Origin of the sequence: Microbacterium sp. As-52, assembly GCF_049949185.1 — a bacterium.
Lineage (GTDB): Bacteria > Actinomycetota > Actinomycetes > Actinomycetales > Microbacteriaceae > Microbacterium > Microbacterium maritypicum_A.
In genome coordinates this window covers 3,844,313-3,864,163 of the sequence record NZ_CP188171.1, presented here as the reverse complement: position 1 = coordinate 3,864,163, position 19,851 = coordinate 3,844,313, and the positions used below count along the sequence as shown (strand labels likewise).

Sequence of the window (19,851 nt, the reverse complement as noted above, 5' to 3'; positions counted from 1 at the left end):
CCTTTCGCACCGTCTTCGCGACGATCCCGTCGCCTGATCAGGAGGTCTCACCATGGCCGGACACAACAACGGAATCATCGATCCCCCCATCGACAACCTGCTCGACCGCGTCGACTCGAAGTACGAGCTCGTCATCTACGCCGCCAAGCGTGCGCGTCAGATCAACGACTACTACTCCGACCTGCACGAGGGAAACCTCTTCGACAACGTCGGCCCGCTCGTGGACTCGTCCGTCGAGGACAAGCCGCTCACGATCGCCCTGCACGAGATCAACGAGGACAAGCTCCGTCTGCGTCACGCAGAGTGATATTCGAGACCGCGCCTCCCGCCTGTCGGAGGCGCGGTCCAGAATGGGTGCAACACCCTCCTTCCGTCCGTCCCGTTCTGGAGTACCGATGAGCGCCCTGCGTCTGTTCACGTCCGAGTCCGTCACCGAAGGGCACCCGGACAAGATCTGCGACCAGATCTCGGACAGCATCCTCGACGGCCTCATCGCGAAGGACACGGGCTCGCGCGTCGCAGTCGAGACGCTCGTCACGACGGGCCTCGTCCATGTGGCAGGTGAGATCCGGACCGAGGCATACGTCGACATCCCCACGATCGTCCGTCAGGTCGTGAACGGCATCGGATACACCTCGAGCGACACCGGCTTCGACGGCTCCTCGTGCGGCGTCAGCATCTCGGTCGGCGAGCAGTCGACCGACATCGCCCATGGCGTCGACAGCGCGCAGGAGCACCGCGACGGGTCCTCGGTGGACCCGCTCGACGGCCTCGGCGCCGGCGATCAGGGCATCATGTTCGGCTTCGCGACCAACGAGACGCCTCAGCTCATGCCGATGGCCGCGTGGACCGCTCACCGTCTGTCGGAGCGTCTCGCCGAGGTGCGTCGCAGCGGGGAGCTGCCCTTCCTGCGCCCCGACGGCAAGACCCAGGTCACCCTCGGGTACGACGGCTTCACTCCGAAGACCGTCGATGCCGTCGTGGTCTCCACGCAGCACCACCCCGACATCTCGCAGGAAGAGCTTCAGGCTCAGGTCCGTGCGCACGTGATCGACCCGGTGCTCGCGACGACAGATCTCGATCTCGACGACGTCACCCTCTACATCAACCCCGCGGGTCCCTTCGTCACCGGTGGCCCCAAGGGCGACGCGGGTCTGACCGGTCGCAAGATCATCATCGACACCTACGGCGGAGCATCGCGTCACGGCGGTGGGGCGTTCAGCGGCAAAGACCCGTCCAAGGTCGACCGTTCCGGTGCATACGCCACGCGCTGGGTGGCGAAGAACGCCGTCGCCGCAGGCTTGGCGGAGCGTCTCGAGGTACAGGTCGCCTATGCCATCGGCGTCGCCCGTCCCGTCGGTCTCTACGTCGAGTCCTTCGGGACCGGCACGGTGTCGGATGAAGTCATCACGCGGGCGATCAACGAGGTGTTCGACCTGCGCCCGCAGGCGATCATCGAGCAGCTCGACCTGCTGCGTCCGATCTACGCCCAGACGGCCGCCTACGGGCACTTCGGCCGCGAGCTCCCCGACTTCACCTGGGAGCGCACCGACCGCGCCGAAGAGCTGCGTCGCGCTGCCGGGCTCTGATGGGACCGCGGTCCTGATGCCTCCGGAGAGCCGGCGCATCGCGCGCGTGCTCCTCGATTCGCCCCTGCCGCAGCTCGATCGGCTCTTCGACTACGCGTTGCCTCCCGAGTGGGGCGAGGTGCCGCGTGGTGTTCGCGTGCAGGTCCCGCTGCGCTCCGCCGGGCGTGTGATCGACGGCTATGTCGTCGACGTCGACACCGAGGACGACGCCGACCGGGCGCTCTCGGAAGTCGAGAGCGTGGTGTCGCTGGTGCCGGTGCTTCCGGAGCGCCTGCACACGCTCGCACGCCGCGTGGCGGATCGCGCCGCGGGTTCGGCCTCCGATGTGCTTCGGCTCGTCATCCCCAAGCGCCAGGTGCGCGTCGAGAAGGCCTGGACCGCCGACACGCCGGCCGAGGCGCCGACGGCGGATGCGCTCATCGCGGCAGAAGAGACCGTCGGTCTCTACGAGGGCCTCGATGTCGTGCTAGATGCGGGTGGACGGGCGGCCGTCGAGGCGATTCCGCAACTCGTCGACGGGGTTCAGGGATGGTCCCGGTTGCTGGCGGCCTCGGCGGCGCGGATGCTCGCCGCGGGGAAGTCGTCGATCATCGTGGTCCCCGACAGCCGTGACCTTGATCGACTTCTCGCCGCGCTCGAGGTCCTCGTGCCCGTCGCAGCGATCGTGCGCCATGACTCCCGTCAGACCAACCCCGATCGCTATCGCGGCTTCCTGCGCACGCTCGAGGACGCGCCGTGCGTCGTGGTGGGAAACCGTTCGGCGGTCTACTCGCCGGTCGTCGCCGGCATGGTGGCGATCTGGGACGACGGCGATCCTCTCCTGGGGGAGCCGCTGGTCCCGTACGTCAATGCGCGTGATGCTGCGCTGCTGCGTCAGGAGCTCGAGGGATCGGCGCTGCTCTTCGCCGGGCACACCCGGACGACCGATGTGGAACGTCTGGTCGCCCTCGGCTGGTTGCAGGACGTCAGAGCAACGCGCCGCGTGTTGCCCCGCGTCGTGCTCAGCACGCCCCAGGAGATGGAACAGCCCACCGCCCAGCGGATGCCGTCTTCCGCGTTTCTCGCCGCCCGTTCCGCCGCAGCAGAGGGACCGGTGCTCGTGCAGGTCTCGCGACCGGGTTTCTCCCCGTCGCTGGTGTGTGCGGAATGCCGGGCCCCGGCTCGATGCGCGCACTGCGGCGGTCCGCTCGGGGCGAAGCATCGCGGTGCCGTGCCGGTGTGCGCCTGGTGCGGTCGATCGGCCAGCGCATGGTCGTGCCCGTCGTGCTCCTCCACCAAGCTGCGGTTGGCCTCATCCGGGAGCGAGCGCACCGCCGACGAACTGGGTCGGGCGTTCCCGGGCGTGCGCGTGATCGTCGCCGACAGTGCGCACCCGGTGGAGCGGGTTCCCTCCAAGCCCGCGCTCGTGGTGGCGACCCGTGGTGCCGAGCCGATCGCCGACGGCGGATATCGTGCCGTCGTCCTGCTCGACGGCCCACGGATGCTCCAGGCGCCCGATCTGCGCGTCGCCGAGTCCTGCCTGCGCTGGTGGTCGAACGCGGCGGCCCTCGCCGCACCCGGCGCACCGATCCATCTGGTCGGAGTGAACGGCGCGGCCGCGAAGGCGCTCGCGACCTGGAATCAGGCGGGCCACGCCCGCATGGAGCTCGACAGCAGGGCTCCGCTGCACATGCCGCCGACGACCCGGGTGGCCCTGGTCCAGGGGTCGGCTCCCGCGGTCTCCGGCGCTCTCGCCGCGCTGACCGAGCTCGCGCTGCCTCCCGACGCGGTGCTGGGGCCCGTCCCGGTCGAATCCGACGACGTCCCTCCACGGGTGCGGGCGCTCGTTCGGTTCGACTACGGCGCCGGAGCGCGGGTGGCGACCGCACTGCGCGCCGCGGTCGTGGCCGAAGCAGTGAGCGGGCGTCGCCGAAAGGGACGTGCGACCAAGAGCACGCTCTCCGTCCGCCTCGATATCCTCGAACCAGAGCTCTGACCCTTCCGGAGAACCTTCATGCGCCTCGTCTTCGCCGGCACCCCCGCTGCCGCCGTGCCCACCCTTCGTCGCCTCGCGGTGTCCCACGACATCGCCGCGGTCGTCACCCGACCGGACGCACCTCTCGGGCGTCGTCGGGTGCTGACTCCGTCGCCCGTGGCTCAAGCGGCTGTCGAACTGGGCCTCCCCGTCATCAAGGCTGCTCGGCTCGATGACGCCGCGACCGACGCGATCTCGGCCCTGCGGGCGGACCTCGGTGTGATCGTGGCCTACGGCGGGCTCGTGCGCGAGCCGCTGCTCTCGGCGCCGACCGCGGGCTGGATCAACCTGCATTTCTCCGTGCTGCCCGCCTGGCGGGGCGCGGCTCCGGTGCAGCGCGCACTGATCGCCGGCGACGAGGTTCTCGGTGCCAGCGTCTTCCAGCTCGTCGCGGAGCTGGATGCCGGCGACGTCTTCGCGAGCCGCACGATCGACCTTCCCGCGACGGCGACGGCGGGAGAGGCGCTCGAGGCGCTCGCGCTGGACGGCGCCGAACTCACGGCCGACGTGGTCTCGGGGATCGCGGACGGTACAGCGGTAGCGGTGCCTCAGCAGGGCGAGCCGACCTTCGCCGCCAAGCTGACGCTCGCCGACGGACTGCTCGACTGGAACCAGCCGCTCGATGTCGTGTTCGCCCGGTTCCGTGGGGTGACCCCGGAACCGGGCGCGCACACCACCGTCGCCGGGCAGCCGCTGAAGGTGCTGGAAGCGGTCCCTGCGCCGGAGGCCGAAGCGCTGGCCCCAGGACGTCTTCGTGGCGCCAAGACGGCGCTCCACATCGGCACGTCCACCGGGCCGCTGGCCGTCACCAGGGTTCAGCCCGCGGGCAAGGGAGCGATGAATGCCGTCGACTGGTGGCGCGGTCTGCGCGGGGTCGATGAATTGGTGGCGGGATCATGAGCGAAGACGGACGACCCCGGCGGCCGCAGCCGTCGAACGGACGGCCGCGTGGCGGGCGGGGAGCGACAGAGGCTCGTCGCGACGTTCAGCGTGGCCCCGTCCGTGCCGTGCAACCCGCGCGACGGGTGGCTTACGACGTGCTGCGCGCGGTGTCCGAGACGGATGCCTATGCGAACCTCGTCCTTCCTCCGGCGATCGCCGATGCGCGGCTCTCTCCGCAGGACGCGGCCCTCGCGACCGAGCTGACCTACGGCACGCTGCGACGACTCGGCACGTATGATGCGATCATCGCCGCTGCGGCGGATCGTTCGACCGACAGCATCGATCCGGCCGTGCTCGATGCGCTGCGCCTCGCGGTGCACCAGCTGCTCGCCACCCGCGTCGCCTCGCATGCGGCTGTCAACGAGTCGGTGAACCTCGTGGCCACAGAGTCCGGCCGTGGCGCATCGAGCTTCGCGAACGCGGTGCTCCGACGTATCACGCGCGAATCGAGCGCGGACTGGCAGGAACGCATCGAGAGCGGGGCACGCTCCGACGACGAGCGCCTCGCTCTGCGTTCCGCACACCCGGTCTGGGTGATCCGCGCCTTGCGTCGCGCTCTGGCGGCCGAGGGGCACGGAGAGGAACTGGACGCTCTTCTCGATGCCGACAACGCCTCGCCCGAGGTCACCCTCGTCGCCCTCCCCGGCCTGGCGGAGCCCGATGAGCCCCGACTTCCCTACGCGCCGACCGCCTTCGCGTCTCCCGGAGGCGATCCGCGTCGGCCGGTGGAAGCCTCGGGCGGTACCGTGCGCGTGCAGGACGAGGGGTCCCAGCTCGTCGCGCTCGCGCTCGCGGGCGCCGCGCCCATCAAGACGGGGGAGCGCTGGCTCGACCTGTGCGCCGGTCCCGGCGGCAAGACGGCACTCCTCGCCGCGATCGCGCGTCAGCACGAGGCGACGCTGGAGGCGAACGAGATCGTCCCGGTCCGCGCGCGACTCGTCCGCAAGGCGCTCAGGGCGGTTCCCGGTGACGTCGTGGTGCACGAGCAGGACGGGCGCACCCTCGCCGCATCGCGGCCGGGCGAGTTCGACCGCATCCTCGTGGACGCCCCCTGCACGGGCCTCGGTGCGCTGCGCCGCCGTCCGGAAGCACGGTGGCGCAAGTCTCCGGCCGACGTCGCCGAGCTCGTTCCGCTCCAGGTGGAGCTGCTCTCCTCCGCCGTCGATGCTCTGGCCCCGGGCGGGATCGTCGCGTACGTCACGTGCTCTCCTCACCTCGCCGAGACGACGGGCGTCGTCAAGGAGGTCCTGCGCGACCGCACCGACGTCGTCGAACTCGATGCGCGCGCGGCCATCGCCGATGTCGCTCGCTCACCGATCGATCTGGCCGAGGAGGGGCGGGAGGGGTCGGGTAGCGCCCAGCTGTGGCCGCACCGACACGGGACGGACGCGATGTTCCTCGCACTCCTGCAACGCTCATCGACCGGGAACCACTCATCTGGGAAGGAAGACTAGGACCGTGGAACTGCCCCGCGCCCCGCGCATCAACCCGAGTATCCTCGCTGCCGATTTCGTGAACATGCAGGCGGACCTCGCCCGGATCGCGACAGCCGACTTCGCGCACGTGGATGTCATGGACAACCACTTCGTCCCCAACCTGACGTTCGGCCCGCAGATGGTGGAACGCATCCAGGCGACCAGTCCGATTCCGCTCGACGTGCATCTGATGATCACCGACCCGGAGCGCTGGGCTCCCGGATACGCCGAGATCGGCGCGGCGAGCGTGACCTTCCATCTCGAAGCGTCGAGCGATCCCGTGGCCCTCGCACGCCGGTTGCGTGACATCGGCTCGCGGGCGGGGGTCGCGGTCAAGCCGGCGACTCCCGTGGAATCGCTGTACGACGTGCTCGACGAGTTCGATCAGATCCTCGTGATGACGGTCGAGCCCGGCTTCGGGGGACAGGGCTTCATGCCCGAGACGATGCCGAAGCTCCGTGCCCTCGCAGACGAGGCGCGTCGGCGAGGATCCCGCGTCTGGCTCCAGGTCGACGGCGGTATCTCCGACCGCACGATCGAGATCGCCGCCGATGCGGGCGCCGACACGTTCGTCGCGGGCTCGGCCGTATACGGCGCCGATGACATCGAGGCGGCCGTCACCCGGCTGAGAGACCTCGCCAGAGCCGCTAGCCTGGAACCGTGAAGACTTTCGACGAGCTGTTCGCCGAGCTCAGCGTCAAGGCCGAGACCCGTCCTGAGGGATCGGGGACGGTCGCCGAACTCGACGGCGGCGTGCACACGATCGGCAAGAAGATCGTGGAAGAGGCCGCCGAGGTGTGGATGGCGTCGGAGTACGAGTCCGACGAAGCCGCCGCCGAGGAGATCTCCCAGCTGCTGTACCACGTCCAGGTGATGATGCTCGCGAAGGGCCTCAGCCTGCAGGACGTCTACCGACATCTGTGATGCGCTCCGTTCCGATCTCCTCGAACTGAAAGCCATCCATGCTGCGCATCGCTGTTCCCAACAAGGGCTCGCTCTCCGAGACCGCCGCCGACATGCTCGCCGAGGCGGGCTACGCCGGTCGCCGCGACCCCAAGACCCTGCACGTCATCGACGCCGAGAACGACGTCGAGTTCTTCTTCCTCCGCCCCAAGGACATCGCCACCTATGTCGGCTCCGGCGCGATCGATGTCGGCATCACCGGACGTGATCTGCTGCTCGACGCCCGCATGCCGGGTGCGCGGGAGATCGAGGCGCTCGGTTTCGCCGGCTCGACGTTCCGCTTCGCCGCTCCGACCGGACGCTACACCGACGTGAGCGAGCTCGACGGTCTGCGCATCGCCACCTCGTATCCCGGCCTGGTGGACGCCTTCCTCGACGAACGCGACATCGCCGTCGATCTGGTGCCGCTCGACGGAGCCGTGGAGTCCGCGGTCCGCCTCGGCGTCGCCGACGCGGTCGCCGATGTCGTCGAGACCGGGACGACCCTGCGCCAGGCCGGGCTCGAGGTCTTCGGTCCGGTCATCCTGGAATCCGAGGCGGTACTCATCGCGGGACCGGTGGATGCCGAGGGAGCGGACACGCTTCTTCGTCGCCTCCGCGGCGTGATGGTCGCACGTCGCTTCGTGATGATCGACTACGACCTGCCGGTCGCCCTCCTCGATGACGCCGTGAAGATCGCCGGCGGCGTCGAATCGCCGACCGTCTCGCCGCTGCGCGACCCCGAGTGGGTCGCGGTGCGGGTCATGGTGGCGCGCTCCCGCGTGAACCCCGTGATGGATGCACTGTACGCGCTGGGTGCGCGGGCCATCCTGGTCACCGCGATCCACAACGCGAGACTCTGATGACGCTCGCCAGTCGGGTGATCCCGTGCCTCGACGTGGCCGATGGCCGCGTCGTCAAGGGAGTCAACTTCGAGAACCTGCGCGACATGGGCGACCCGGTCGAGCTCGCCCGGCATTACGCCGCCCAGGGCGCGGACGAGATCACCTTCCTCGACGTCACCGCCACGGTCGACGCCCGTGCGACGACCTACGATGTCGTGCAGCGCACCGCCGAGCAGGTGTTCGTCCCGCTGACCGTGGGCGGGGGCGTGCGCAGCGTCGACGATGTCGCACGTCTCCTCGCGGTGGGCGCGGACAAGGTGGGGGTCAACTCCGCTGCGATCGCGCGCCCTGAGCTCATCGGCGAGATCGCCGACCGGTTCGGTGCACAGGTGCTCGTGCTGTCGCTGGACGTGAAGCGTGCTCCGACAACGCGCTCGGGCTTCGTCGTGACGACACACGGCGGCCGGACCCAGACCACCCTCGATGCGCTCGACTGGGCGCGGGAGGCTGCGGAACGCGGCGCGGGTGAGCTGCTGGTGAACTCGATCGACGCCGACGGCACGCGTGACGGCTTCGACCTGGAGCTCGTCCGACTGATGCGCGAGGCAGCCTCCGTACCGGTCATCGCTTCGGGCGGGGCGGGGCGGGCTTCCGACTTCGCTCCCGCGATCAAAGCGGGCGCGGATGCTGTCCTGGCGGCGAGCGTGTTCCACACCGGCGCGCTCACGGTCGGAGATGTCAAGGACGCGCTTCGCGCGGAAGGAGTGCTCGTACGATGAGCGATGCAGACGGGCAGGCGGCTTCGGTGGAGGAGCGCATCGCACAGGTCGTCTTCAACGCCGACGGCCTGGCCCCCGTGATCGTGCAGCAGTGGGACACCCGCGAGGTGCTCATGCTCGCCTGGGTCGATGCGGAGGCGCTTCGACGCACCCTGACATCCGGACGGGCGACGTACTGGTCGCGTTCCCGCCAGGAGTACTGGCGCAAGGGGGACACGTCAGGGAACATCCAGGTCGTGCACGAGGCGCGTCTGGACTGCGACGGGGACGCGATCCTTCTCCTCGTCGCGCAGACCGGACCGGCCTGTCACACCGGCACACGCACGTGCTTCGACACGAACGATCTCGAGGCGATCGTCGGGACGGATCAGTCGTGAGCTTCGCGCAGCGCGGTCGCGCCCTCTCCGTCTCCGGATTCCTTCTCGCCGGTGCGATCGGCATCATCTCGTCGACCCAGACCTGGCTGACGGTCGAGCGCGCGGATGCGGGCGAGGCGATCCTGGTCCCCGGTGCCTCCGCCATGGTGCTGCTCGCTCCGCTCAGTCTCGCGGTTCTGGCCCTCGGCGCGGCGCTGTCGATCTCCGGCAAGGTCGTGCGCCTGATCTTCGGTGTCCTCGCGGCGGCGACGGCGCTGTTCCTCGGCTGGTCGACTCTCCAGCTGCTGATCGCCGAACCCTTCGACGCGGTCGCGGCGACGGTGACCGAGGTCACCGGTCTCGCCGGGGGACTCGCCGTCCACGAGGTCGTGGCGAGCATCGTGCCGTCCGCCTGGCCGTACATCGCCCTCGTGGGCTGGGCGATCCTGCTCGTCGCGTCCCTGGTCGTCCTGATCACGTGGCGGGGATGGAAGGCCGGAGGACGGCGCTACCGGACCGAACACGTCGAGGTCGCGCATGACGGTCCCGTCGACGCCGTGGATTCCTGGGACGAGCTGTCCCGGGGCACCGATCCGACGCGCTGACCCCGATAGACTGATTCCGAACCGCACGTCGTCCCCCCGGAGGAGAACATGACCAACCCGATCGCCGACCCCGGCCACGGACACTCGCCTGCCGCCTGGACCGCCGTCGTGATCATGCTGGTCGGCGTCGCCGCCGGCACCGTCGCCTTCTGCTTCGAGCAGCCCGCCCTCGTCGTGGCCTCGGTCGCGCTCATCCCGATCGGTGCGATCGTCGGCTGGGCGCTCGCGAAGGCCGGTTACGGCGTGAAGGGTCCGAAGTACGCTCCGAAGGCGCACTAATGGTGCTCGCCGACCTGACGGCCGGCGCTGTCGCAGACGCTGAGCGTCGCTCCCTGTCGCGCCCGCTGGCCACTGTCGAGCGAGACGCTCTCGCACGCCCCGCGGCCAAGGACGCCCTGTCGTTCCTCGCACCGTCGGATCGGGTGAAGATCATCGCGGAGGTCAAACGCGCGAGCCCCTCGCGAGGAGCTCTCGCCGACATCCCCGATCCCGCGCTGCAGGCTTCCCTGTACGAGGCGGGCGGCGCCTCCGCGATCAGCGTCCTCACGGAGGAGCGTCGTTTCGGCGGAAGCCTCGCCGACCTCGAGGCCGTCACGGCCCGGGTGTCGCTGCCGGTGCTGCGCAAGGACTTCATCGCCACCCGCTACCAGGTGCTCGAAGCCCGTGCGGCGGGTGCCGACCTCGTTCTGCTGATCGTCGCGGGCCTCGAGCCCGCGGTGCTCCGTGATCTCTTCGGCTTCATCGGCGAGCTGGGCATGACCCCTCTCGTGGAGACGCATTCCGCGGATGAGCTCGAGGCCGCGATCGATCTCGGCGCGCCGCTGATCGGCGTGAACGCGCGAGACCTCAAGACCCTCGAACTCGACCGCGACCTCTTCGGGCGCCTGGTCGATCGAATCCCCGACACGGCGGTGAAGATCGCGGAGTCCGCGGTGCTGACGCCCGCCGATGTCGTGCACTACCGCTCCGCCGGCGCCGATGTCGTCTTGATCGGCGAGGCGCTCGTGACCGGCGACCCGGTCGCCACCCTCAAGAGTTTCCTGGAGGCATGATGAGCCTGCGCGACCAGCACGGCCCGTTCTTCGGCGAGTTCGGCGGGCGCTACATGCCTGAGTCGCTCATCGCCGCGATCGATGAGCTGACGGTGGCCTATGAGGCGGCGATCGTCGATCCGGAGTTCCGAGCCGAGCTCGCGCACCTGCTCAGCTCGTACGCCGGCCGCCCTTCCGCCATCACCGAGGTACCGCGGTTCGCCGAGCACGCCGGGGGTGCGCGCATCTTCCTCAAGCGCGAAGACCTCAACCACACCGGCTCGCACAAGATCAACAACGTGCTCGGTCAGGCGCTGCTGACCAAGCGTCTGGGCAAGACCCGCGTGATCGCCGAGACCGGTGCCGGTCAGCACGGCGTCGCGACGGCGACCGCAGCGGCGCTGTTCGGTCTGGAGTGCACCATCTACATGGGCGAGGTCGATACCGAGCGTCAGGCGCTCAACGTCGCCCGCATGCGCCTTCTGGGCGCGGAGGTCGTTCCGGTCACCTCGGGTTCGCGAACGCTCAAGGACGCGATCAACGACGCCTACCGCGACTGGGTGGCGTCGGTCGAGACCACCAACTACATCTTCGGTACCGCGGCGGGACCGCACCCGTTCCCCGCGATGGTCCGTGATTTCCAGAAGATCATCGGCGAAGAGGCGCGTGCCCAGCTGCTCGACGAGGTCGGTCGTCTGCCGGACGCCGTCATGGCGTGCGTCGGCGGCGGATCCAACGCGATCGGCATGTTCGACGCGTTCCTCGATGACGAGGGCGTCAAGCTCTACGGCGTCGAGGCGGCGGGCGACGGCGTCGACACCGAGAAGCACGCGGCGTCGATCGAGCGGGGCCGCCCCGGTGTGCTGCACGGTGCGAAGACCTACGTCCTCCAGGACGCCGACGGTCAGACCGTCGAGTCGCACTCGATCTCCGCCGGACTCGACTACCCGGGCGTCGGTCCGGAGCACTCGTGGCTCGCCGACATCGGTCGTGCCGAGTACATCCCGGCCACCGACGACGAGGCGATGCAGGCGCTGCGTCTGCTCAGCCGGACAGAGGGGATCATCCCCGCCATCGAGTCGGCGCACGCTCTCGCCGGTGCCCTGCGCATCGGCCGCGAGCTCGGCCCCGACGGACTGATCGCCGTGTGTCTGTCCGGCCGCGGCGACAAGGACATGGACACCGCGGCGCGCTACTTCCAGCTTTACGACGAGGCCGCTCTGGCCCACGATGTCGCCGCGGAGAGCGAAGAGGAAGAACTGGCCGCGAAGGGGGAGCCGCAGCGATGAGCCGCGTCGAACAGGCGATCCAGCGCGCACAGGACGCCGGGCGCAGTGCCTTCGTCGGCTATCTGCCCGTGGGCTTCCCCGACCTCGAGACGAGCATCCAGGCGGCCATCGCCCTCGCCGAGAACGGTGTCGACATCATCGAGCTGGGCCCGCCGTATAGCGACCCGGTGATGGACGGCGCGATCATCCAGGAGGCGACCACCAAGGCCCTGGCGGCGGGTTTCCGGATGGCCGACCTCTTCACGGCGATCCGCGCGATCACGGCGGCGACCGATGTGCCCGTCCTCGTGATGACGTACTGGAACCCGGTCATGCAGTACGGCATCGACCGCTACGCGGACGACCTGCTCGCTGCGGGCGGCGCCGGATTGATCACGCCCGACATCACACCCGACGCGGCAGGGGAGTGGATCGCCGCGAGCGAGCGGACGGGCCTGGACCGGGTATTCCTCGCCGCTCCGACCTCTTCCGACGAGCGTCTCGACCTTGTGGTGAAGTCGTCCACCGGGTTCGTCTACACGGTCTCGACCATGGGCATCACCGGGGAGCGCGCTGAGCTCGATCGCGCCGCCCGCACCCTGGTCGGGCGTCTTCGCGCGCACGGCGCTCACCGTGCATGCGTCGGCATCGGCATCTCCACCGCCGAGCAGATCGCCGGGGTGTCGGAGTATGCCGACGGCGCGATCGTCGGCACCGCGCTCGTCCGCGCCCTGCGTGACGGCGGCGTGCCCGCCCTTGCGGAAGTCACCCGAAACCTGGCCTCCGGCACCTCGTCGGCACGCCCCGATCACGAGAACTAGAATCGCACTCATGTCACTCGCGCTCCACAGCACCTTCACGAACGTGCTCGCCAGCATCCCGAGCCCCACGGTCTCGTACTTCGACCTCGGGCCCATTCGGATCCACTTCTACGCGCTGTGCATCATCGCCGGCATCATCGTGGCGACCTTCCTGACGAATCACCGTCTCACCAAGCGCGGCGCGGAGCCGTGGGTCGTCATCGACATCTCGATCCTGGCCGTGCCCCTGGCGATCATCGGTGCGCGCATCTTCCACGTCCTGACCCACCCGAACGACTACTTCGGGGAGGGGATCAACACCTGGAACCCCTTCCAGCCCGGCTCGGTGTGGGCGATCTGGGAGGGCGGAATCGCGATCTTCGGTGCCCTCATCGGCGGTGCGATCGGTGCGTACCTCGGGTGCCGTTGGACCGGTATCCGCTTCTGGACGTTCGCCGACGCCCTGGCCCCCGGCCTGCTGTTGGCGCAGGCCATGGGCCGCTTCGGCAACTGGTTCAACAACGAGCTCTTCGGTCTTCCCACGGACCTGCCCTGGGGGCTGGAGATCCCGTCCACGAACTCGGCCTTCCCCCCGGGGCTGCCCGAGGGCACGCTGTTCCACCCGACCTTCCTCTACGAGGTTCTCTGGAACGGACTGGGAGTCATCGTCCTGCTCTGGCTCGGCCGCAAGCTCTTCTTCCAGTGGGGCCGTCTGTTCGCCATCTACCTGATCTGGTACAGCGCAGGCCGCATCGTCTGGGAGTCGATCCGCATCGATCCGAGCGAGATCATCCTCGGCCTGCGCAGCAACGTCCTTGCCGCGATCATCGGCGTCCTCGTCGGTCTCGCGATCCTCATCGTCCAGACACGTCGACACCCCGGACTCGAGCCTTCGCCGTACCAGCCGGGCCGCGAACGGACGGACGTGGACGCTGATGTACAATCGCAGAACAATCCCTCTGACTTCGTGGACGTGAGCGAGCCTCCGACCGAAGAAGTCACCGCAGGAGCCACCGCCACAAGCACTGCTCCCACGAGCGAGGACGGCTCTCGATAACGCCGCCTCGTGGCGGGAGAACCATTGCACTGAACGAGCGGGCCGACGTCGTCCCCGGGTTTCACTCGAAGATCTGAGGACGGTAACTGGTGTACTTCCAGCCCCCTTACGGCGCCTCCGGCGCATACCCCCCGAAGCAGGGCATGTACAACCCGGCGTTCGAGAAGGACGCCTGCGGCCTCGCCATGGTCGCGACCCTGCGCGGCGAAGCCGGGCACGACATCATCGCGTTGGCCCTCGAGGCCCTGCGCAACCTCGAGCACCGCGGAGCCATCGGCTCGGATGCGGGCACCGGGGACGGCGCCGGCATCCTGACGCAGATGCCCGATGCGTTCCTCCGCGCCGTCGTCGGCTTCGAACTGCCGCCCGTGGGGGAGTACGCGGCCGGACTGGCGTTCCTGCCCCGCGATTCGAGCGAGCGCCGCCAGCAGAAGGCCGGGATCGAGAAGATCGCCCGCTCCGAGGGCCTCCGGGTCCTCGGCTGGCGCGACGTCCCCACCGCCAACGAGAACCTCGGCAAGCTCGCCGATGAGGCCCGTCCTGCCTTCGAGCAGCTCTTCGTGAGCGCCGGCGGGGCGACCCACACCGATGCGCCGCTCACGGGCATCGCCCTCGACCGTGTCGCCTACCGGCTGCGCAAGCGCGCCGGTCACGAACTCGGCGCTTATTTCGTCTCGCTCTCGGCGCGCACGCTCGGCTACAAGGGCATGGTCACGACGCTCCAGCTCGAGCCGTTCTACCCCGACCTGCAGGATGAGCGCTTCGCGTCCGAACTCGCCGTGGTGCACTCCCGGTACTCCACGAACACGTTCCCCTCGTGGCCGCTCGCGCAGCCTCTGCGCATGCTCGCCCACAACGGTGAGATCAACACGGTCGGAGGCAACCGCAACTGGATGCGCGCCCGCCAGTCTCAACTCGAATCCGAACTGCTGGGCGACATCACCCCGCTCCTGCCCATCTGCACCGACGGTGCCAGCGACTCGGCCTCGTTCGACGAGGTGCTCGAACTGCTGACCCTCACCGGCCGCAGCCTGCCGCACGCCATCATGATGATGGTTCCTGAGGCCTACGAGAAGCAGGCCGACATCACACCGGAGCTGCGCTCGTTCTACGAGTACCACTCCAACCAGATGGAACCGTGGGACGGCCCTGCCGCCCTGATCTTCACCGACGGCACGCTCGTCGGTGCCACGCTCGACCGCAACGGCCTGCGTCCCGGACGCTGGACCGAGACGACCGACGGGCTCGTGGTCATCGGCTCCGAGACCGGCGTGCTGCAGTTCGAGCCGGAGCGCATCAAGCGCCGTGGTCGCCTGCAGCCCGGGAAGATGTTCCTCGTCGACACCGCGCAGCGCCGCATCGTCGAGGACAGCGAGATCAAGCACGACCTCGCCACGATGCACCCGTGGCAGGAGTGGCTGGACGCCGGTGCCGTGCGTCTTGCCGAGCTGCCGGAGCGCGAGCACATCGTGCACCCGCCGGCATCGATCACTCGCCGTCAGCGCACCTTCGGCTACACCGAGGAAGAGGTCCGCATCCTCCTCACCCCCATGGGGCAGACCGGCGTCGAGCCGCTCGGCGCCATGGGATCGGACACGCCGATCGCTGTGCTGAGCAAGCGTCCCCGGCTGTTGTTCGACTACTTCACGCAGCAGTTCGCGCAGGTGACCAACCCGCCTCTCGACTCGATCCGCGAAGAGGTCGTGACGAGCCTCAAGCTGGGCCTCGGCCCGGAGAGCAACCTGCTGTCGTGGGGGCCGGAGCACACCCGCACGGTCTCGCTCGACTTCCCGGTGATCGACAACGACGAGCTCGCGAAGATCCGCCACATCGACAAGGCCATGCCCGGCCGGTCGAGCGCGACCATCCGGGGTCTGTACCACTTCGATGCCGGGCCCCAGACGCTGCAGGACCGGCTCTCCGAGATGTGCGCAGAGGTGGACGAGGCGATCGAGAACGGCGCCGAGTTCATCATCCTGTCGGACCGCGACTCCAACAAGGACCTCACCCCGATCCCGTCTCTCCTCATGGTGTCGGCGATCCATCACCATCTCATCCGGCGCGAGAACCGCATGAAGGTCGGTCTCATCGTCGAAGCGGGTGACGTCCGCGAGGTGCACCACGTCGCGACGCTGATCGGCTACGGCGCCTCCGCCGTCAACCCGTACCTCGCTATGGAGACGGTCGAGCACCTCGTGCGCACCGGCTACATCAACGGCATCACGCCCGAGAAGGCGGTCAAGAACCTGATCTACGCGCTCGGCAAGGGCGTGCTCAAGATCATGTCGAAGATGGGCATCTCCACGGTGTCGTCGTACGCGGGCGCTCAGGTGTTCGAGGCGGTCGGCCTCAGCCAGGAGTTCATCGACGCGTACTTCACGCGCACCGAGTCCAAGCTCGGCGGTATCGGCATCGAGGAGATCTTCGCCGAGAACCAGGCGCGCCACGACTACGCGTATCCCGAGGATGCGGCCGCACGTGCGCACGAGCGTCTGTGGACCGGCGGCGAGTACCAGTGGCGTCGGGACGGTTCTCCGCACCTGTTCAATCCGGAGACGGTGTTCAAGCTGCAGCACTCGACCCGCACACGGCGGTACGACATCTTCCGCGAGTACACGAAGCTCGTCGACGAGCAGGCCGCAGAGCTGAAGACCCTGCGCGGACTCTTCACCCTGCGCACCGGCACACGCAAGCCCGTGCCGCTCGACGAGGTCGAACCGGTCTCCGCGATCGTCAAGCGCTTCTCCACGGGGGCGATGAGCTACGGCTCGATCTCCCGGGAAGCGCACGAGACCCTCGCGATCGCGATGAACAGCATCGGGGCCAAGTCGAACACGGGCGAGGGCGGCGAGGACCCCGATCGGCTGGTCGACCCCGAGCGCCGCAGCTCGATCAAGCAGGTCGCCTCCGGACGCTTCGGCGTCACGAGCCTCTACCTCACCGAGGCGGACGACATCCAGATCAAGCTCGCGCAGGGTGCCAAGCCCGGCGAGGGAGGTCAGCTGCCCCCGACCAAGGTGTACCCCTGGGTGGCACGCACGCGTCACGCGACCGCCGGGGTGGGCCTGATCTCGCCGCCGCCGCATCACGACATCTACTCGATCGAAGACCTCAAGCAGTTGATCTTCGACCTGAAGAGGGCGAATCCCGAGGCACGCATCCACACCAAGCTGGTGAGCCAGTCGGGCATCGGTGCGGTGTCGGCGGGTGTCGCGAAGGCACTGAGCGACGTCATCCTGGTCTCCGGTCACGACGGGGGAACGGGTGCCAGCCCGCTGAACTCGCTCAAGCACGCGGGTACGCCGTGGGAGCTCGGTCTCGCCGAGACGCAGCAGACGCTCATGCTCAACGGCATGCGCGACCGTGTGGTCGTGCAGGTCGACGGGCAGCTCAAGACCGGTCGCGATGTGATCATCGGAGCCCTGCTGGGAGCCGAGGAGTTCGGCTTCGCCACGGCTCCGCTCGTGGTCAGCGGCTGCATCATGATGCGCGTATGCCACCTCGACACCTGCCCGGTGGGCGTCGCGACCCAGAACCCGGTGCTGCGCGAGCGGTTCACGGGCAAGCCCGAGTTCGTCGTGAACTTCATGGAGTTCATCGCGGAGGAGGTGCGCGAGCTCCTCGCCGAACTCGGATACCGCTCGATCGACGAGATCGTCGGCCGTGCCGACCTCATCGAGGTGAACGCCGCTGTCGAGCACTGGAAGGCCGAGGGGCTCGACCTCACTCCGGTGCTCGAAGGACCGGTGTTCCCTGCGGGTGAGCCGCGTCGCAGCGGGCGCACACAGGATCACGAGCTCGAGAAGCACTTCGACGTGCAGCTCATCGACATCGCGAAGGGGGCGCTCCTCAACGGCGAACCCGTCGTGGTGGAGCTGCCCATCGCCAACACCGAGCGCGCCGTGGGCACGATGCTGGGTCACCAGGTGACCTCGCGGCACGGGGCGGCGGGTCTGCCGCAGGGCACGATCGACGTCACGCTGCACGGCACCGCCGGACAGTCGCTCGGCGCGTTCCTGCCGCCGGGGATCGTGCTCCGCCTCGAGGGCGATGCGAACGACTACGTCGGCAAGGGGCTCTCCGGCGGCGACATCACGATCCGCCCGCCGCGCGGCTCCGCGATCGCTCCGCACGAGAACGTGATCGCCGGCAACGTGATCGGCTACGGCGCGACCTCGGGGACGATGTTCATCTCGGGCGTCGTCGGCGAGCGCTTCCTCGTGCGCAACTCCGGTGCGACCGCTGTCGTCGAGGGCGTGGGTGACCACGCTCTGGAGTACATGACGGGTGGTCTGGCCGTGATCCTCGGGTCGACCGGGCGCAACTTCGGCGCCGGCATGTCCGGGGGAGTGGCGTATGTGCACGCGCTCGACACGAGCAAGGTGAACGCGCAATCCCTCGGGAGTGGAGAGCTGCTGCTCGAACCGCTCGATCGAGCGGACCTCGAGGTGCTGCGCAGCCTGCTGGTCGCGCATGTCGAGCGCACGGCGTCGCCGTTGGCCTCGTCCTTCCTCGAGAGCTTCGAGGAGACCGCTGCAGAGTTCGTGAAGGTGCTGCCTCGTGACTTCGCCGCTGTGCGGAGCATGCGCGAGGAGGCGCTGGCCGAGGGGATCGACCCCGACGGCGACATCGTGTGGAACCGCATCCTGGAGGTGACCGGTGGCTGATCCCAAAGGCTTTCTGAAGGTGACCGAGCGGGAACTCCCCGCACGACGTCCGGTGCCGGTGCGCATCATGGACTGGAAAGAGGTCTACGAGCCCGGTGACAAGCAGGTGCTCCGTCGTCAGGCCGGCCGTTGCATGGACTGCGGTGTGCCGTTCTGCCACCAGGGGTGCCCGCTCGGCAACCTGATCCCCGAGTGGAACGACCTGACGTGGCGCGGTGAGGGTCGCGCGGCGATCGAGCGTCTGCACGCCACCAACAACTTCCCTGAGTTCACGGGACGGCTGTGCCCTGCGCCGTGCGAGAGCTCGTGCGTGCTCGGCATCAACCAGCCGGCCGTGACCATCAAGCAGATCGAGGTCTCGATCATCGACGAGGCGTTCGCGAAGGGCTGGGTCGAACCCGAGCCGCCGGAGCGCCTGACGGGCAAGACCGTCGCTGTCGTCGGATCGGGACCGGCGGGTCTCGCCGCCGCGCAGCAGCTCACCCGCGCCGGGCACACCGTCGCGGTCTTCGAGCGTGACGACCGCATCGGAGGTCTGCTCCGCTACGGCATCCCCGACTTCAAGATGGAGAAGACCCAGCTCGAGTCGCGTCTTCGTCAGATGCAGGAGGAGGGCACCCGCTTCCGTGCCGGTGTCGAGATCGGCAAGGACATCTCCTGGCCCGATCTGCGCGCGCGGTACGACGCGGTCGTCATCGCCACCGGATCCACGGTTCCTCGCGATCTCGCGATCCCCGGCCGTGACCTCGACGGGGTGCATTTCGCCATGGAGTACCTCGTGGAGTCGAACCACGCGGTCGCGGGCGACAAGGTCGCCGATCAGATCAGCGCCGAGGGCAAGCACGTCATCGTGATCGGCGGCGGTGACACCGGAGCGGACTGCATCGGCACCGCTCACCGTCAGGGCGCACTCAGCGTCACCAACCTCGCGATCGGCAAGCAGCCGGGTGACACGCGTCCCGACCACCAGCCGTGGCCGATGATGCCGACCGTGTTCGAGGTCTCGTCTGCGCACGAGGAGGGCGGCGAGCGGGTGTTCCTCGCGTCGACCGTCGAGTTCCTCGGAAACGAGGTCGGCGAGGTCCGAGCCCTGCGTGTCGCCGAGACCGAGTACGTCGATGGACGCCGTGTGCCCAAGAGCGGCACCGAGAGGGAGATCCCGGCCGACCTCATCCTGATCGCGATGGGATTCACCGGTCCCGAGCAGGGCGGATACACCGAGGACACGCTTCCGCAGGTGACCGACCGGGGTGCGTTCCGTCGCGACTCCTCGTACGAGTCGACGGTTCCCGGCGTGTTCGTGGCCGGCGACGCCGGACGCGGTCAGTCGCTCATCGTCTGGGCCATCGCCGAAGGGCGTGCGGCGGCGGCGAACGTCGACCGGTTCCTGATGGGCACCACCGTGCTGCCCGAGCCGGTGCACCCGAGTGATGTCGCGATCGGTCTCCAGCCCGCGTAGGCTGAGGCCGGCACCGTCGCCT

The 19,851-nt window shown here is 68.8% G+C and carries 18 protein-coding genes; all 18 read left to right on the top strand.

Annotated features, from left to right (window positions below):
- Positions 1-52 precede the first annotated feature (52 nt).
- Positions 53-307 carry a DNA-directed RNA polymerase subunit omega gene (rpoZ, locus tag ACLFA2_RS18650; RefSeq protein ID WP_017204385.1) on the top strand — a complete coding sequence of 85 codons (255 nt, stop codon included), beginning with the start codon at positions 53-55 and terminating at the stop codon, positions 305-307.
- Positions 308-395: 88 nt separating this feature from the next.
- The gene (gene metK / locus ACLFA2_RS18645; protein WP_426621788.1) at positions 396-1,589 is read left to right on the top strand and encodes a methionine adenosyltransferase; all 1,194 of its coding nucleotides are present in this window, start codon (positions 396-398) and stop codon (positions 1,587-1,589) included.
- 16 nt (positions 1,590-1,605) lie between these two features.
- A complete protein-coding gene (locus tag ACLFA2_RS18640) occupies positions 1,606-3,564 on the top strand; it encodes a primosomal protein N' (RefSeq protein ID WP_426621787.1) in 1,959 nt (652 codons plus the stop codon).
- Positions 3,565-3,582: 18 nt separating this feature from the next.
- Positions 3,583-4,503 (top strand): methionyl-tRNA formyltransferase, encoded by a 921-nt coding sequence (locus tag ACLFA2_RS18635; RefSeq protein ID WP_029265356.1) that lies wholly within the window; start codon positions 3,583-3,585, stop codon positions 4,501-4,503.
- Positions 4,500-5,999, top strand: coding sequence for an RsmB/NOP family class I SAM-dependent RNA methyltransferase (locus ACLFA2_RS18630; protein WP_426621786.1), 1,500 nt, complete (start codon positions 4,500-4,502; stop codon positions 5,997-5,999). Before ACLFA2_RS18635 ends, ACLFA2_RS18630 begins: the two co-directional genes overlap by 4 nt.
- A gap of 64 nt (positions 6,000-6,063) precedes the next feature.
- The gene (gene rpe, locus ACLFA2_RS18625; protein ID WP_231479833.1) at positions 6,064-6,684 is read left to right on the top strand and encodes a ribulose-phosphate 3-epimerase; all 621 of its coding nucleotides are present in this window, start codon (positions 6,064-6,066) and stop codon (positions 6,682-6,684) included.
- Positions 6,681-6,944 (top strand): phosphoribosyl-ATP diphosphatase, encoded by a 264-nt coding sequence (locus tag ACLFA2_RS18620; RefSeq protein ID WP_017202142.1) that lies wholly within the window; start codon positions 6,681-6,683, stop codon positions 6,942-6,944. Before rpe ends, ACLFA2_RS18620 begins: the two co-directional genes overlap by 4 nt.
- A gap of 38 nt (positions 6,945-6,982) precedes the next feature.
- A complete protein-coding gene (gene hisG / locus ACLFA2_RS18615; protein ID WP_021200602.1) occupies positions 6,983-7,825 on the top strand; it encodes an ATP phosphoribosyltransferase in 843 nt (280 codons plus the stop codon).
- Positions 7,825-8,586 carry an imidazole glycerol phosphate synthase subunit HisF gene (gene hisF / locus ACLFA2_RS18610; protein ID WP_021200601.1) on the top strand — a complete coding sequence of 254 codons (762 nt, stop codon included), beginning with the start codon at positions 7,825-7,827 and terminating at the stop codon, positions 8,584-8,586. Before hisG ends, hisF begins: the two co-directional genes overlap by 1 nt.
- The gene (gene hisI, locus ACLFA2_RS18605; RefSeq protein ID WP_021200600.1) at positions 8,583-8,963 is read left to right on the top strand and encodes a phosphoribosyl-AMP cyclohydrolase; all 381 of its coding nucleotides are present in this window, start codon (positions 8,583-8,585) and stop codon (positions 8,961-8,963) included. The genes hisF and hisI overlap by 4 nt, the downstream gene beginning before the upstream one ends.
- Positions 8,960-9,547 carry a Trp biosynthesis-associated membrane protein gene (locus tag ACLFA2_RS18600; RefSeq protein ID WP_021200599.1) on the top strand — a complete coding sequence of 196 codons (588 nt, stop codon included), beginning with the start codon at positions 8,960-8,962 and terminating at the stop codon, positions 9,545-9,547. Before hisI ends, ACLFA2_RS18600 begins: the two co-directional genes overlap by 4 nt.
- 48 nt (positions 9,548-9,595) lie before the next feature.
- Positions 9,596-9,826 (top strand): HGxxPAAW family protein, encoded by a 231-nt coding sequence (locus tag ACLFA2_RS18595; RefSeq protein ID WP_021200598.1) that lies wholly within the window; start codon positions 9,596-9,598, stop codon positions 9,824-9,826.
- A 2-nt stretch (positions 9,827-9,828) separates the two neighbouring features.
- Positions 9,829-10,599 carry an indole-3-glycerol phosphate synthase TrpC gene (gene trpC, locus ACLFA2_RS18590; RefSeq protein ID WP_029259244.1) on the top strand — a complete coding sequence of 257 codons (771 nt, stop codon included), beginning with the start codon at positions 9,829-9,831 and terminating at the stop codon, positions 10,597-10,599.
- Positions 10,599-11,867 (top strand): tryptophan synthase subunit beta, encoded by a 1,269-nt coding sequence (trpB, locus tag ACLFA2_RS18585; RefSeq protein ID WP_426622487.1) that lies wholly within the window; start codon positions 10,599-10,601, stop codon positions 11,865-11,867. The genes trpC and trpB overlap by 1 nt, the downstream gene beginning before the upstream one ends.
- A complete protein-coding gene (trpA, locus tag ACLFA2_RS18580) occupies positions 11,864-12,667 on the top strand; it encodes a tryptophan synthase subunit alpha (protein ID WP_029259243.1) in 804 nt (267 codons plus the stop codon). The genes trpB and trpA overlap by 4 nt, the downstream gene beginning before the upstream one ends.
- Positions 12,668-12,677: 10 nt before the next feature.
- Complete coding sequence (gene lgt / locus ACLFA2_RS18575) at positions 12,678-13,703, top strand: prolipoprotein diacylglyceryl transferase (RefSeq protein ID WP_021200594.1); 1,026 nt, start codon at positions 12,678-12,680, stop codon at positions 13,701-13,703.
- A gap of 143 nt (positions 13,704-13,846) precedes the next feature.
- Entirely contained in the window at positions 13,847-18,370 is a 4,524-nt protein-coding gene (gene gltB, locus ACLFA2_RS18570) for a glutamate synthase large subunit (protein ID WP_096359530.1), read from the top strand.
- Positions 18,363-19,829: a glutamate synthase subunit beta gene (locus ACLFA2_RS18565; RefSeq protein ID WP_167254097.1), complete on the top strand. Its 1,467-nt coding sequence runs from the start codon at positions 18,363-18,365 to the stop codon at positions 19,827-19,829. The genes gltB and ACLFA2_RS18565 overlap by 8 nt, the downstream gene beginning before the upstream one ends.
- Positions 19,830-19,851: the final 22 nt, after the last annotated feature.

Coding starts and splice junctions, on each gene's coding strand:
- rpoZ (WP_017204385.1), top strand. CDS start 53: ATGGCCGGACACAACAACGGAATCATCGATCCCCCCATCGACAACCTG.
- metK (WP_426621788.1), top strand. CDS start 396: ATGAGCGCCCTGCGTCTGTTCACGTCCGAGTCCGTCACCGAAGGGCAC.
- ACLFA2_RS18640 (WP_426621787.1), top strand. CDS start 1,606: ATGCCTCCGGAGAGCCGGCGCATCGCGCGCGTGCTCCTCGATTCGCCC.
- ACLFA2_RS18635 (WP_029265356.1), top strand. CDS start 3,583: ATGCGCCTCGTCTTCGCCGGCACCCCCGCTGCCGCCGTGCCCACCCTT.
- ACLFA2_RS18630 (WP_426621786.1), top strand. CDS start 4,500: ATGAGCGAAGACGGACGACCCCGGCGGCCGCAGCCGTCGAACGGACGG.
- rpe (WP_231479833.1), top strand. CDS start 6,064: ATGCAGGCGGACCTCGCCCGGATCGCGACAGCCGACTTCGCGCACGTG.
- hisG (WP_021200602.1), top strand. CDS start 6,983: ATGCTGCGCATCGCTGTTCCCAACAAGGGCTCGCTCTCCGAGACCGCC.
- hisF (WP_021200601.1), top strand. CDS start 7,825: ATGACGCTCGCCAGTCGGGTGATCCCGTGCCTCGACGTGGCCGATGGC.
- hisI (WP_021200600.1), top strand. CDS start 8,583: ATGAGCGATGCAGACGGGCAGGCGGCTTCGGTGGAGGAGCGCATCGCA.
- ACLFA2_RS18595 (WP_021200598.1), top strand. CDS start 9,596: ATGACCAACCCGATCGCCGACCCCGGCCACGGACACTCGCCTGCCGCC.
- trpB (WP_426622487.1), top strand. CDS start 10,599: ATGAGCCTGCGCGACCAGCACGGCCCGTTCTTCGGCGAGTTCGGCGGG.
- trpA (WP_029259243.1), top strand. CDS start 11,864: ATGAGCCGCGTCGAACAGGCGATCCAGCGCGCACAGGACGCCGGGCGC.
- lgt (WP_021200594.1), top strand. CDS start 12,678: ATGTCACTCGCGCTCCACAGCACCTTCACGAACGTGCTCGCCAGCATC.
- gltB (WP_096359530.1), top strand. CDS start 13,847: ATGTACAACCCGGCGTTCGAGAAGGACGCCTGCGGCCTCGCCATGGTC.